This is a genomic window from Streptomyces sp. F63 (assembly GCF_018070345.1).
Taxonomy (GTDB): Bacteria; Actinomycetota; Actinomycetes; order Streptomycetales; family Streptomycetaceae; genus Streptomyces.
Map to the genome: position 1 here is coordinate 62,666 of NZ_JAGPXX010000021.1, position 13,895 is coordinate 76,560.

At 77.1% G+C, this 13,895-nt stretch carries 8 protein-coding genes; 3 read left to right on the plus strand and 5 right to left on the minus strand.

From position 1 onward, the window contains the following. Window positions 1–19: 19 nt before the first annotated feature. The 3 genes from KBZ10_RS20340 to KBZ10_RS20350 form a co-directional block, all read right to left on the minus strand. Complete coding sequence (locus KBZ10_RS20340) at window positions 20–691, minus strand: class F sortase (RefSeq protein WP_210989104.1); 672 nt, start codon at window positions 689–691, stop codon at window positions 20–22. 407 nt (window positions 692–1,098) lie between these two features. Continuing rightward, window positions 1,099–2,433 carry a helix-turn-helix domain-containing protein gene (locus KBZ10_RS20345; protein ID WP_210989105.1) on the minus strand — a complete coding sequence of 445 codons (1,335 nt, stop codon included), beginning with the start codon at window positions 2,431–2,433 and terminating at the stop codon, window positions 1,099–1,101. 624 nt (window positions 2,434–3,057) lie between these two features. Next, window positions 3,058–4,695 carry an acyl-CoA dehydrogenase family protein gene (locus tag KBZ10_RS20350; RefSeq protein WP_210989106.1) on the minus strand — a complete coding sequence of 546 codons (1,638 nt, stop codon included), beginning with the start codon at window positions 4,693–4,695 and terminating at the stop codon, window positions 3,058–3,060. An 18-nt stretch (window positions 4,696–4,713) separates the two neighbouring features. Here KBZ10_RS20350 and KBZ10_RS20355 point away from each other — a divergent pair, with 18 nt between their 5' ends. Next, complete coding sequence (locus tag KBZ10_RS20355; protein ID WP_307847524.1) at window positions 4,714–6,126, plus strand: YihY/virulence factor BrkB family protein; 1,413 nt, start codon at window positions 4,714–4,716, stop codon at window positions 6,124–6,126. Between the two features lie 357 nt (window positions 6,127–6,483). Continuing rightward, the gene (gene rsgA, locus KBZ10_RS20360) at window positions 6,484–7,761 is read left to right on the plus strand and encodes a ribosome small subunit-dependent GTPase A (RefSeq protein WP_247702687.1); all 1,278 of its coding nucleotides are present in this window, start codon (window positions 6,484–6,486) and stop codon (window positions 7,759–7,761) included. Between the two features lie 277 nt (window positions 7,762–8,038). Here the strand turns inward: rsgA and KBZ10_RS29620 are convergent, their stop codons facing one another. Further along, window positions 8,039–8,962 (minus strand): helix-turn-helix transcriptional regulator, encoded by a 924-nt coding sequence (locus tag KBZ10_RS29620; protein WP_247702688.1) that lies wholly within the window; start codon window positions 8,960–8,962, stop codon window positions 8,039–8,041. 1,947 nt (window positions 8,963–10,909) lie between these two features. On the opposite strand from KBZ10_RS29620, the gene KBZ10_RS29625 reads away from it, so the two are divergent. Beyond that, window positions 10,910–11,974: a protein phosphatase 2C domain-containing protein gene (locus KBZ10_RS29625; RefSeq protein WP_374223381.1), complete on the plus strand. Its 1,065-nt coding sequence runs from the start codon at window positions 10,910–10,912 to the stop codon at window positions 11,972–11,974. Between the two features lie 397 nt (window positions 11,975–12,371). Here KBZ10_RS29625 and KBZ10_RS20375 read toward each other — a convergent pair whose 3' ends face one another. Beyond that, window positions 12,372–13,520 (minus strand): DUF2637 domain-containing protein, encoded by a 1,149-nt coding sequence (locus KBZ10_RS20375; protein WP_210989108.1) that lies wholly within the window; start codon window positions 13,518–13,520, stop codon window positions 12,372–12,374. Between the last annotated feature and the right edge of the window lie 375 nt (window positions 13,521–13,895).

Genomic DNA, 13,895 nt, shown 5'->3' on the forward strand with positions numbered 1-13,895 from the left:
GCCCGGGCCGGGCCCGGGCTCAGCGCACCCCGGTCAGCCGGGCGTAGACGACGACGTTGCCCGCGTAGCCGCTCCTCTCGTCGTACTCGCCGCCGCAGGTCAGGATCCGCAGCTCCGCGTGGCCCGTGCCGTCATACACCCGCTCGGCCGGGAAGGGGTCCTTGGCCACGACCTCGACGCGGTAGACCCCGAACACGGCGGTGCGGCCGTCCGCCCGGCGGATTTCGACGTCCATGCCGGGGCGCACGGCCCCGAGGGGGTGGAAGACGGCGGGCCCGGACGCGTTGTCGACATGCCCCACCAGCACCGCCGTACCGCGCTCGCCGGGAGTCACCGCGTCCGCGAACCAGCCGGCGAGGTTCCGCTCCCGCGCGGGCGGCGCCTCGATCCAGCCGTCGCCGTCCGTGGTGACGGACACCAGGGGCGCGTCGACGCGGACGGCGGGGACGCGCACCCGCCGCGGCTCGGAGCGCGGCAGCGGGTCGGCGGCCCGCACGGCGGGGGAACTCCGCGCCTGCGCACCGGCGTTCGCGGGCTGCGGCGGACCGCCGGAACCGTCCGTGCCCTGATGCAGCAGCGCGAGCCCGGCCAGGAGGAGCAGGGCCAGCAGTCCCCAGAGGCCGCTCCGCGGCCGCGCACGGCGGGCGCCGGCACCCGGGGCCGGCCGCCCGCCGCCCTCGCCGCCGTCCATCGCCGTTCCTCTCCCCTCGGATGCGGCGCTCCGCCGCCGCACCGGACCGGCCCCCGCACCGCACGCTAGAGGCGGAGCACGCACACGGCGACAGGGGCGGTCCGAACAGACGCGGCGGCCGCCCCGGCGCCACCCGGACGGCTGTGCCGCGGTGGTGCCCCACCCCGCGGGCCGCGGCCGGGGCGCCGGCGCGCCCGGCCGCGTATCTGCCGGCGGCCGGGCGCACGGCGGTACGGGGCGGCCCGGAACCCGCGGGCACCGGCGCCCGGCGGCCGCGCCGTACCGTCCGCGGCCCGGACCCGGGGGCCCGTGCCGTGGAGGCGGCACGGTGAGCACCGCCCCGGCACCACGCGCGGCGCGGACGGCGCGGACGGCGCGGTGGAACGGTCCCGCTCCGCCGCCGGGCCTCAACCCCCCGGCAGCGGTGGCGGCGGCTTCTCGCCGTCCGCCGCCCGCCGGGCCGCGACGACCAGCGGGGCGGTGGAGCGCGGCAGCAGGTCACCGGGGTGCTCCGGCGCGAGCAGCCGTACGTCCACACTGTCCGCGAAGCGGTACGGGCGGTGGTCCAGGACTCCCGCGAGGGTCCGCCGCAGCCGGGACATCTCCGCCCGCACCGTCACCGTCCTGGACGGGTCCCCGAACAGGTCCGCCGCGAGCTGCGCCGCCGACCGCCCGGCGGGATGGCACGCCAGCGCGTACAGCATCTCCGCGTGGCGCGGGCTCAGCGGCTGCGTCCAGTCGCCCGTTCCACCGGTGACCGTGACGGCGGGGCGGCCCGGCCGCCGGAGGTCCAGCGTCACACCCGTGACCGGCGGGGCCTCCCGGCTGCCGGGCAGCGGGCCGCCGTCCAGCCGGATCAGCCAGCCGTCCGGCAGCGGCTCCACGGTGCACGGACCCAGGGCGGGAAGCCGGCGGCTGCCCGCGCCGAAGTTCTCCGGCAGCGCCAGCCGTCCCGGCGGCGGCATACCGGTGACCGCGGCCGTCCAGCCCGCCCGGTCGATCGCCAGGGCGCGGGCGCTGCCCAGCCGGCACAGCAGGGGCGCCGCGACGGCCCGCAGCCGCTCGATCGCCTCCAGGTGCCGCTCCCGCAGCCCGCTCTCCCCGAGCCGGGCGACGGAGGCGACGAGCCGGGCCGTCGCCGGGTGGACGGTGGCGGCGGGACCGCTGACGTTCACCACGCCCAGCAGCTGCCCGTCCCGCGGGTCGCGCATCGGGGCGGCGGCGCAGGTCCAGGCGTGGTGGCTGCGGACGAAGTGTTCCGCCGAGTGCACCCGCACCGGCCGGCCCGTGACCAGAGCGGTGCCGATGCCGTTGGTGCCGACCGACTCCTCGGCCCAGCAGGAGCCCGGCTCCAGACCGATCCGGTCCGCCTCCAGCCGGACCCGGGCGTTGCCGTCCCGCCACAGCACCCGGCCGTCCGCGTCGGTGACCACCATGATGTGCCGCGCCGCGTCGGCGACGGACACCAGTCCCTCGCGGAGCGTCGGGAGGACGGTGGCGAGCGGGCTGGTGCGGCGGCGGTGCTCGAGCTCGTCGAGCGGCAGCAGCCGGGCGGGGGCCCCGCGGTCCGGGTCCATGCCCAGCCGCAGCACCCGCATCCAGGACTCGCCGATGAGCGGGTGGGCCGCGGGCGGCGGCCGCAGACCGGTGAGCGCGGTCTCGCGGAGACCGCTGAGCACCCGTGCGGCCTCGCGCGGGCTTCCGGGGGCGGCCGGGGCCGGCTTCTGCGATGTGTGGTTCATGGCGCGGTCTCCGTCACGGAGGGGGCCGGTGGCGGCAGTGGCACCGGTGGAAGGGCGGCTTCCCTCATGGTGCCGTCCAACCGGCTCGTCCAGCACACCACTTGGCCCGAATGCTGTGAACCGCCGCAACCTCTGCAACCTTTGTACCCGGCCGCGCGGCGCAGCACAGTGGGGTGACGCCGCCCGACGCGCACTGGGGTGTTCGCAGCGGCGGCGTTCCCGCGGCGGGGGTGGTGCCGTGACGGCGCAGCACCACCCACCGCTCCACGCTCCGGGTCACGCTCTCCCCGGCGACCCGGAGCGGGGCCGGGGCCGGCGGCCCCGCTCCCCGCAGCCCGGGGCCGGCCTCCCCCGAGCCGGCCCCCGGCCGAAGCCGGTCCGGCCGAAGCCGGTCCGACCGCTGCCGGGCCGGACCCCGGGGCGGCAGCCCGTTCCCCCGCGGCCCGGGCCCCGCCCGCGCGTCACACCGGCGGCCCGGGCACGGCGCCCCGGACCGCCCGCCCGGATGCCCGGCCCGCGTGCGGCGCGTCACGGTTCCCGGCGCGTCACGGCTCCGGCACGTCACGGCTCCCGCCCGCAACCGGAACGGCCCCCCGGGCCCGCCCCGCCCCGGCCCACCGGCGCTCAGACCCGCACCCGGGCCCGTTCCACCACGGAGGCCAGGTCCAGAGTGTGCGGCAGGGTGCCGAACGCGCCGCCCCAGTCCCCGCCCAGCCGGGAGGCGCAGAAGGCGTCGGCGGTCTCCGGCGGCGCGTACCGGACGAGCAGCGAGCCCTGCAGCACCAGCGCCATCCGCTCCACCAGGCGCCGCGCCCGGCCCTCGACGCCCTCCAGATCTGCCAGTTCGGAGAGCAGGTCCTTGATGGCACCGTCCAGCCGGTGATCGGCGCCCCGGGCCCGGCCGACCTCCGCGAGGAAGGCGTTGAGCGCCTCCGGCTCGCGCCGCAGGGCCCGCAGCACGTCGAGCGCCTGGATGTTGCCGGAGCCCTCCCACACCGAGTTGACCGGGGCCTCGCGCAGCAGCCGCGGCATGCCGGACTCCTCCACGTAGCCGTTGCCGCCCAGGCACTCCAGCGCCTCCGCGGCGAGCACCGTGGCCCGCTTCGTCACCCAGTACTTGGCGGCCGGGACGGCGAGGCGCAGCAGGAGCCGGTCCCGTTCGTCACCCGAGTCCATGGCGGCCGCCAGCCGCAGGCCCAGGGTCGTCGCCGCCTCGGACTCCAGCGCCATGTCGGCCAGCACGTTGCGCATCAGCGGCTTGTCGATCAGCAGCCCGCCGAAGGCGCCGCGGTGCGCGGCGTGGTGCACGGCCTGGGCGACGGCCTGGCGCATCAGCGCCGCGGAACCGATGACGCAGTCCACCCGGGTCGCCGCGACCATCCCGATGATCGTCGACACCCCGCGCCCCTCCTCGCCGACCCGGCGCACCCAGGTGGTGCCGTCGAACTCGACCTCCGCGGAGGCGTTGGAGTGATTGCCGAGCTTGTCCTTGAGCCGCTGCAGCCGGAAGGTGTTGCGGCTGCCGTCGGGCAGCACCCGGGGCAGCAGGAAGCAGGTGATGCCGCCGGGCGCCTGCGCCAACACCAGGAAGCCGTCCGACATCGGGGCCGAGCAGAACCACTTGTGCCCGGTGAGGGTGTACGCCCCCTCCTCGGCGAGCGGCTCCGCGACCGTCGTGTTGGCGCGGACGTCCGAACCGCCCTGCTTCTCCGTCATCCCCATGCCGAACAGCGCCCCCGGCTTGCCGCCCGGCGGCAGCAGCTCCGGCTCGTACGCGTCCGAGGTCAGCCGGGGCTCCCACTCCGCCGCCAGCTCCGGGTCGGCACGCAGCGCCGGCACGGCGGCGTGCGTCATCGACACCGGGCAGCCGTGCCCGGCGTCCACCTGCGACCACAGCATGAACCCCGCCGCCCGCCGCAGATGGCCGTCGGGGCGGGACCAGGCGCCGGTGAGCCCGGCGGAGACGGCGTGGCCCAGCAGCCGGTGGTAGGCCGGGTGGAACTCCACCTCGTCCAGCCGGTTGCCGTACCGGTCGTGGGTGCGCAGCACCGGGCGGTGCTCGTTGGCCTGCGTCCCCCACCGCTGCGCCTGGGAGGAGCCGGCGGCCCGGCCCAGCTCGCCGAGCCCGGTGCGGATCTCCTCCAGCCGCTCGGGCGCCGCGTAGCGGGCGACGCCTTCCGTGAGCACCGCGTCCGCGGCGAAAACGTCATATCCGACCAGCGGCGGAGCCTGGTTGGTCACGGTGTGTGTGGTGGCTGCCATGCCGGATACGTTAAGCGGGTGCAAGCAGCCGAGTCATCCCCCGAGCGGCGCCAGAGCCGTCTGCGCAGGGCCCGCGCCCTGTATCCCCACGTCTCCAAGCGCAAAGTGGCCTGGCTGCTGCTGAAGGACACCGTCAACTCCGGCATCGAATACCGCATTCTCGGGCTCGCGGCCGAGGCGGCGTTCTTCACCCTGCTCTCCCTGCCGCCGCTGCTGCTCGGCCTGATCGGGCTGCTCGGCTACCTCGACGCCTGGATCGGCACCGAGACCATCGAGGCCATCCGGCACAACATCTTCACGGCGTCCCGCACGGTGCTCTCCGACCGGGGCGTCGAGCAGATCATCCGGCCGCTGCTCGACGACGTGACCCGCGGCGGCCGCCCCGACGTCATCTCGCTGGGTTTCGCGCTCGCCCTGTGGTCCGGCTCCCGGGCGGTCAACGTCTTCATCGACACCATCACCGTCATGTACGGGCTGGACGGGCACCGGGGAATCGTGAAGACCCGGCTGCTGGCCTTCCTGCTGTACCTGGTCGCCCTGGTGATCGGGGCGGTGGTGCTGCCGCTGATGATCGCCGGGCCGGACACCGTCATCGAGATCGTGCCGTGGAGCACGGCGGTCGTGCAGGTGCTCTACTGGCCGGTCGTGCTGGTGCTGTCGGTCGTCTTCCTCACCACGCTGTACCACGTGTCGGTGCCGGTGCGCTCCCCCTGGGTGGAGGACATCCCCGGAGCCCTGGTCGCCCTCGCCATGTGGGTGCTCGGCAGTTTCCTGCTGCGGCTCTACCTCAGCAGCACCGTGGAGGGCCCCACCATCTACGGCTCGCTGGCCGCGCCGGTTGCCGTCCTGCTGTGGATCGGTGTCTCCGCCTTCGCGGTGCTCGTGGGCGCGGCGGTCAACGCCGCGATCGACCGGGTCTGGCCGTCCGTCGCCACCGCCGCGGCGCGTGAGCGGAACCTGCGGCTGCGGGAGCAGGAGGCCGCCGAGATCGTCGCCCGCGCGGAGGCCGAACGCGCGGCCCGCGGGCAGGCGGGCGGGCGCTCCGAGCCGGACGAGGCGGACGACGGCTGGGACGAGCGGGAGGACGGCCCGGACCGCGAGCCCCCGCCCGAGTTCCCCGAACGCTGGGCCCGCTTCCTGCCCCCGGACGACATCCGCTCCCGGCTGCACGGCCCGCTGCACACCCTGCGGGGGCGCGGCGGCAAGGAGCGGGGCGCGGGGGAGGAACGCGGCGGTACGGAGGGCGGAGAGACCGCGGACGCGGGGAAGCCGGCGCGGACGGAGGCGACGGAGGCGACGGAGGGGACGGCGCGGCCGGAGGGCGGTGGAGGACCGGCCCCCGGGGGCGAGCCGGGGCGCGGTGAGCCCCCGGGCCCGAGAAAGCCGCCGGCGGCCGACACGGAGCCGGGACGGCGCAGCCATCGGGGCTGAGGCCGGGCGCGGCCACCGGGGCCGGGCACGGCGTGCGGGGTGTGCGGGGTGTCCGCCCCGGCCCGCGGGCGGGAAAACGGCTGGCGCCCTCTTCCGCCCGGGCTTAGAGTGACCGGTGAACCGGACGGCGGCGGACAGCCGCGGGTGCCGGACGCGCGTGCACGCAAGGGGAGGTGAGGACTGTGATGACGACGGTCGTTGTGACGGGCGCTGCCCGAGTCCCGAAGTCCAGCAATCCCACCCCCGCGGTCACCGGCTGACGGTTCACACCACATCCAGCAGGGCCTCACGGCGCTTCGGAGCGCCGGCGCCCCTGCGCACCCGCAGCCGGGACCGCTTCCGTGAAGGGTCATCCCGTTGCGTCAGCAAGCGCATCACCTCTCTTCTTCCTTCCCGTCGTCCCACTCGGCTCCGTCCGCGTCCCCTCTCACCCGCTACGGCTGGGACGCGGCCTTCGCCGAGAGCTTCGCCCCGTACGCGGCGGACGGGCTGCTGCCCGGCCGGATCGTCCGCGTGGACCGGGGGCTGTGCGATGTCGTCGTTCCCGGCACCGGCACCGGCACCGGCACCGGCACCGGCACCGGCACCGGCACCGGCATCGATGCCGATGCCGGCACCGGGTCCGGGTCCGGGGCCGGCGGGACGGCCCCGGCCGGTCCGGGGGCCGCTTCCGACGGCGCCGCCGGGCTCCGCACCGTCAGGGCGGACCTCGGCCCCGTCTCCGACCCGGACCCCACCCGCTGGGCCTGCACCGGTGACTGGATCGCCTACGACCCGGACGACCGCGCCGTACGGGCCCTGTTGCCGCGCCGTACGGCCGTCCTGCGCTCCACGTCCTCGAAGCGGTCCGACGGCCAGGTCCTCGCGGCCAACGTGGACCACGTCCTGATCGCGGTCTCCCTCGCGGCCGAGCTCGACCTCGGCCGGGCCGAGCGCTTCCTCGCCCTCGCCTGGGAGAGCGGCGCCCAGCCCCTCGTCGTGCTCACCAAGGCGGACCTCGTACCGGACCCGGCCACGCTCGCCCACCTGGTGACGGACGTGGAGTCGACGGCTCCGGGCGTTTCCGTGCTGACGGTGAGCGCGGCGGCCGGTGACGGCATGGACGTCCTGGCGGCCGCCGTCGCCGGCGGCACCACCGTCCTTCTCGGCCAGTCCGGCGCGGGCAAGTCCACGCTCGCCAACTTCCTGCTGGGCAGCGAGACGCAGGCCGTGCGGACCATCCGCGACAGCGACGGCAAGGGCCGCCACACCACCACCACCCGCGACCTGCTGCCGCTTCCGCTGCCGGGCGGGGGTGTCCTCATCGACACCCCCGGGCTGCGCGGAGTCGGTCTGTGGGACGCCGAGGACGGAGTCGCGCAGGTCTTCTCGGAGATCGAGGAACTCGCGCGCGACTGCCGGTTCCACGACTGCGCGCACACCGCCGAACCGGGCTGTGCGGTCCTCGCCGCGCTCGCGGACGGCGCACTGCCGGAGCGCCGGCTGGAGAGCTACCGCAAGCTGATCCGCGAGAACGAGTGGATCGCCTCGCGCACGGACGCCCGGCTGCGGGCCGAGCGCCGCCGCGTCTGGAAGCAGCGGCAGGCACTCGGCAGGCACCTGGTGCAGCAGCGCAAGCGCGGTACGCAGCCCTGACCGCCCCGTACCGGGCCCGCTGATCCCCGGACGCGCACCGGACCGTGGGCCCGCGTGGGCGTCCGCAACCGGCCCCGCACGGACGCGGTGCCGCACGGGCGCGTGTCCGGGCGGTGCGGTGGCGGCGCGGCGAAACCCGCCGCACCGGTCGTGCGCTGCCGGGCCCGGCGGTGTCCGGGCCGGGCCCGGCGGTGTCCGGGCCGGGCCCGGCGGTGTCCGGGCTGAGCCCGGCGGTGTCCGGGCTGGTCACGGCGACGGTGCCGGCCGGGCGGCCGGGTCAGCTGTCGGCGACGGGCGGCGGACGGCCGGGGACGGGCTCTTCGCCCGGCGTCCGCCGCCCTGGCGCGGACCCCGCGCGGGTCCCGGCTCCGGACACGGGACCCGCCCCGGCCCGGCTCCCGTTGCGCGGTCCGGCCCCGGCCCCGGCCCCGGCCCCGGCCCCGGCCCCGGCCCCGGCCGTGGCGTCGGCGACGGTGCCCCGGCCGGAGCCGGCGTCCGCTGGTCCGGTTCCGGGGAGCCGGGCCGGCCAGCCGCGTTCGCAGGCGTGCCAGCCCAGCTGGAGCCGCGTGGAGACCCCGGCGATCTCCATCAGCCGTTTCACCCGCCGCTGAACGGTGCGCAGCCCGAGGTCCAGCTGCTTCGCGGCGCTCGCGTCGGTCAGCCCTGCGAGCAGCAGGGACAGGATGCGCAGATCCATGGCGTCCGGCCCGTCGGCGGGGTTCCGTGCGGAGGGCCGGGCGGGCTCCGCGCCCGCTCCGTCCGCGGCCCCGGCCGCCTGCGGCCCGGCCCGGCGGCCGGGGCCGTCCGGCCCCGGTCCGTCCGGCCCCGGTCCGTCCGGCCCCGGTCCGTCCGGTCCGCCCGGCCCCGTTCCGTCGGGTCCGTCGAGCCGACCGGGACAGGTGGCCCCGTGCCGCCGTGCTCCCCCGGCCGGCCGGTCCGTCCGCACCTCGGCAACGGGCGGCCGCGGCCGCGGAGTCCCGGGGACACCCGGACGCGCCGTCCCGGCCGCCAGCCACCGGCCGGGGCGGGCCGGCGAGCGTACCGCCAGCCCGTGCCACTCCAGTCGTCGCAGCATCCTCACGGCGTCTTCCTCCGGGAGCGTCAACCGGGCCGCCAGCTCGGCCGGTTCGGCGCCGCCCAGTGCGACGAGCGTGCGGTACGCGGACGCGTGACCCTCGTCCAGATCTGCTGCACCCGGCATGTCTCCCCTCCCGTACCGGCACATCATCCCCGCACCCCGCCCCTCCCTGCCACCACTCCCCGCCACCGCCCACCGGACCGGACCGGCCGGACCGCCGTCCGGGCGGACGCGGAACGCGCGCGCCCCTCGTCCCGGGCGGGCAGGATGGACCATATGGGCATGAGTCAGTACGGGGAGCGGAACAGCCACGAGGACGTGTGGTGGCGCGAGTTGTACGGCGAGGAGAAACCGGACGCGGGACCGGCCGCGGCGGACGACTCCCTGGACGACCGTTTCGACTCGGCCTCCCGCGCGGTCGGACCACCGCCGGCCCACCCGGGACCGGCCCGGGGGGAATCCGGTGGGGGAAGCCCGGCCGGGGGAGACGCCCGCCCCGGATGGTTCGCCTCCCGGGGCTTCGCCCACGGCGATCCCCGGACCACGGGCCGCGCCGGCGGCATCCCACCCGCTCCGGATGAGGGATCCGCCCCCGGTCCGAGCACCGGCAGCGCCGCCCCCGCCGAGGGAACGGGCGGCACCGCCCCCACCGGCCGCCGCACCCGCGGCCCCGGTCACCGGGCCGGGTCCGGCATCACCGGCCGCACGGAGGCAGACGCCGCTGACGCCGCCGGAGACCCCGCCGCCCACTCGGGCTCCGGCACCGAAGCGGCAGCCGCCCGTGACTCCGCGGGTGCCGGCACGGAGGCGCCCGCTCCCGCCGAGTTCGCCGCTCCGGAGCAGTGGACGGACCCGCCGCGGCCGCAGGGCCCGCCCCCGCACCGGGAGACCGGAGGGACCGGGAGCGGAGGCCCGCAGGACACGGCCACCGCGCCCCCGCCCGCCACGGAGTCCGCGCCGGACGAATGGTGGTTCAGCACCCCGGCCACCCCTTGGCCCGTCACCGGACGGGCGGCCTCCGGGGACCGTGCCGAGCCCTCCCGGAAACCCGCCACACCGCAGCCCACACCCCCGTCCGCGCCCGGCCCCGGCGCACCGTGGCAGCCACCGGACACGACGCCTCCGGGAACTCCCTCCTGGTCGGAGGCCGTTGGGCCGACCGGATCCGCGCCGGCCGAGCCGGAGCCTGCTCGCCCCGCGCGGACCCCGCCGGAGGCCGCCGCTCCCGAACCGGCCTCCGCGGAGGGGTCCGTCCGTGAACCGGCCTCCGCGGAGGTGGCGGGCCCCGAACCGGTCTCCGTGGAGGGGTCCGTCCGTGAACCGGCCTCCGCGGAGGGGGCCGTCCCTGAACCGGCCTCCGCGGAGGTGGCGGGCCCCGAACCGGCACCCGCGGAAGGGGCCTTCCCCGAACCGGCCGCCTCGGACTCGGAAGGGGCCGTCTCCGAACCGGGCACTCCGGAGCCGCCGGGTCCCTGGCGGCCCCGGCCCCGGGTGCAGCAGCCGCCCGTCGCCGAGCCGGTGCCACCCGGCCCGCCGGCCGTGCGGCCCCGCTCCGAACGGGCGGGGGGACGCCCGCGGGCCCCGGAACCGGCTGAAGAGCTCCCCGACCCGGCGCCGGCCCCCGGGGACGTTCGCCCGATGCGCTCCATGACGCCTCCGCGCGCCCCATGGGAGCCGCCGCTCGACCCGCCGGAGTCATGGGACGGTGAGGGTGAACGGGCCGCGCCGGAAGGCGCGGTGGGGGACCGTCGGCGCAACACCCCGGCGTCCGCCGCGGCGCAGCCACGAGCGGGACAGCCGTACGCTGCGTCGCAGGCCGGCCCGGGAAGCGGCCCGGAAGGCAGCACGGAGGGCCGCCCGGACGGCGAGTCCGGCGCAGCAGACGGTGCGGCTTCCGGTTCACGCGGCGTCGCGGTGCCGCTGTGGGGGAACGACCGGTCCGGGCCGGACATCCGGAGCGCCACCCGGGGCACCGGGAACGACGAGAGCGCGCAGAGCACACCGGCCGGGGCACCGGCCGATCCCGCCCCGGTCCCGACCGGGGCGGCGGCGCGGACCGATGGAGGACATGTGGCAGCGGGCATGCTTCGGCGCGACGGCAGCGAGGCCGCCGGCTACGGCGGGCGGCACGAGAGCCCCGGAGCCGGGAGCCCCGGAGCCGGGAGCCCCGGAACGAGGAGCCCCGGAGCCGGGGGTGCCGGAACGAGGAGCACCGAAGCCGGGGGCGCCGGAGGGAACCCGCGCGCCGGAGCGGAGCCCGGGTACGTCGGCGAACGCCCGCCCACGTACCAGGGCGAGCCGACGGCTCTGCCCGAGGCCGACCCCGGAGACCTGGCCGGCCTCGTCCCGGACACGGTCCTGGACGGCGCCCGTTACGGCACGATGACGCTGCGGGCGGCCTCCCTGCGCGGCGACTCCGCGCGGTACCGGGGCGAGCCGCGGCGGGACGCGCTGCTGACGGTGCGGTTCGGCCGTGGCGACCAGGCGCTGCTGCTGATCGCCACGGCCACCGGCGGGCGGGCCGCCGGGGACGCCCACCGGGCGGCCGCCGACGTCTGCCGGTGGGTCGCCGAAGCCGTCGGACGGGCCCACGGCCGGCTTGCCGAGGACATCAGGGAGGGGCGGCGCGACGTGCTCAAGTCGGGGCTGCACCGGCTGACGGACCGTGCGTACGGCAGGCTGCGGGCGCGGGCCGCGGAGCTGGGCCCGGACCCCGCCGCGTACACCTCGGGCCTGCGCTGCCTGCTGCTCCCCGTCGATCCGGCGTGCCGCACCCGGGTGTTCTTCGGCCTCGGCGGGGGCGGGCTGTTCCGGCTGCGGGACGGTGAATGGCAGGACCTGGAGCCCCGGGTGCCCGCGCAGCCGCGGGCCGCCGACGGCCCTCCGGCCGGCTCACCGTGGATCTGGGCATGCGCGGCCCGGGCCGTGCCGGTGAACCCGGCGGCCCCGCCGTGGCACCCTTCCGTTTCCGCGCCTCGGTGGCCCGCCCGGGGGACACCCTGCTGCTGTGCACCCCCGGGCTCGCGGACCCGCTGCGGGGCGAGCCCGCGCTGGCCGGCCTGCTGGCGGCGCGCTGGGCCGTGTCCCCGGCGCCGGGTCTCGCCGCGTATCTGTCCGATGTGCAGCTCCGGGTGAAGGGCTACGCGGACGACCGGACGGCCGCCGCCGTCTGGGAGGACTGACCCGCCCGTCCGGGCTTCCTCCGGTCGGCGGTGCCGCTCCTCCGGATGCTGCTGCCGCGCGCGGGGCACCGCGGCGCCCCGGGTCACCGGGCCGCCGCCCGTCCCGCGGCGTGGGCGGGTGGTGAGGGCTGCGGCGGGCAGGCCCCGGTCCGGCCTCTCCCGTAGTTACGGCAATCGCGTGAAAAGCGGGATACATGACATGTAAGGAAAGACCCCGGGGAAATCACCTGTCAGTGACTGTTGCGCCGCGGATCTCCACCGCGCGAACGTCCTCCCCTGAATGCCCGGCACCGTACTCCCGGCGGTGCCGGGCATTGCCCTGTCCCGGGTGTCCGGCACCGCCGGCCCCGTCAGCCGAACTGCTGCTCCAGATCCTGGAGTTTTCGCTCCAGGGAGTCGAGGCGGGGAATTGTCAGGGTGTCGTCCTCCGCCGTGAGGTCGACGGTCCGGGGTGCGCGCTCCGTACGTCCGCCGCGCGGGTCGGCGCCGGCGCCGGAGGGGGATCCGGAGCTTTCGGGGGCGTCAGTCCGGTCGACGCGGACGGCCTGCAGGAGCGGGCCGCCGGCCGCCGGGGAGTCCGCGGAGGAGGAAGGGAGTGCTGCCGGCTGTCCCTCCGCTCTGGCGGGCTCCGAGCCGGCTTGGGCGGTGCCGGCCGGCAGCAGCCCGGGCAGCTCGACCTGGCGGCCGCCCCGGACCCGCCCCCACACCCGGTGCTGCCGGTGGAGGGCCTTGATGCGGGCGCGCTCGCGCTTCTCCTCGTCCCGCCGGCGCTGCCGGTCCTGCTGCTTCTGGCGCCGGTCCTCACGGACCTCGTCGACCGCCTCGTCCAGTGAGCGCACGCCCTCCAGCAGCATCAGCGACCACGCGGCGAAGGTCTCGCGCGGGGCGCGCAGCCAGCGGACGACGCGGATCTGCGGCAGCGGCCGCGGGACGAGACCCTGCTCGCGCAGCGCCGCCCGGCGGGTCTGCTTGAGCGCCCGGTCGAAGAGGACCGCGGCCGACAGGGACATCCCGGCGAAGAACTGCGGGGCGCCCGCGTGGCCGAGGCCGCGGGGGGCGTGCACCCAGTTGAACCAGGCCGCCGCGCCGGCGAACGTCCAGACGAGCAGCCGGGAGCCAAGGGCCGCGTCACCGTGGCTGGCCTCCCGCACCGCCAGGACCGAGCAGAACATCGCCGCGCCGTCGAGCCCGAAGGGGACCAGATACTCCCAGCCGCCGGAGAGGTTGAGGTTCTGCCGGCCGAAGCCGACCAGGCCGTGGAAGGAGAGGGCGGCGGCGACCGCGGCACAGCAGAACAGCAGGATGTACGAGGCGGAGCCGTAGAAGGCCTCCTTGCGCCGCCGGCGTTCCTCGCTGCGCTCCCAGGAGTCGGTGAGTTTGCCCTCATCCCCGGCCGCCGAGCGCCGGCCGCGGGCGAGGACCACCGCCGCGCCCGCGATGCCGACGAGCAACACCGCGCCCGGCAACACCCAGTTCAGCGCCATGTCCGTCAGTCTCATCTCGGGCCCCTCGCCTCGCTTCCGTCCCGCCCGTGCCGAATCGCGTGCGGTCTTGCCCGCGACATCTTGGCGGAAGCGGTGATGGCCCCAGGGCGATTCCGGGCAACGGATCGGCAATGGGCAGAAGACGCGATCGAAGATATGCCTACATGATCAGAACCGATCGAATCGTCTGATCATGTGGACACAAGGCGGAAGGCGGAAGGCGGAAGGCGGAAGGCGGAAGGCGGAAGGCGCCCCTGGGGTCGGGGGCTCGTTCCCCGGCGTGAGGGTTTGTCCGATGCCTTGCCCGGACAGGCCGCTGTGATCGCCGTGACGGCGGCGGCCGCGGCGAGGGTGCCGGCCGGTTACGGGACCGGCGCGGCGCCCGTGCGG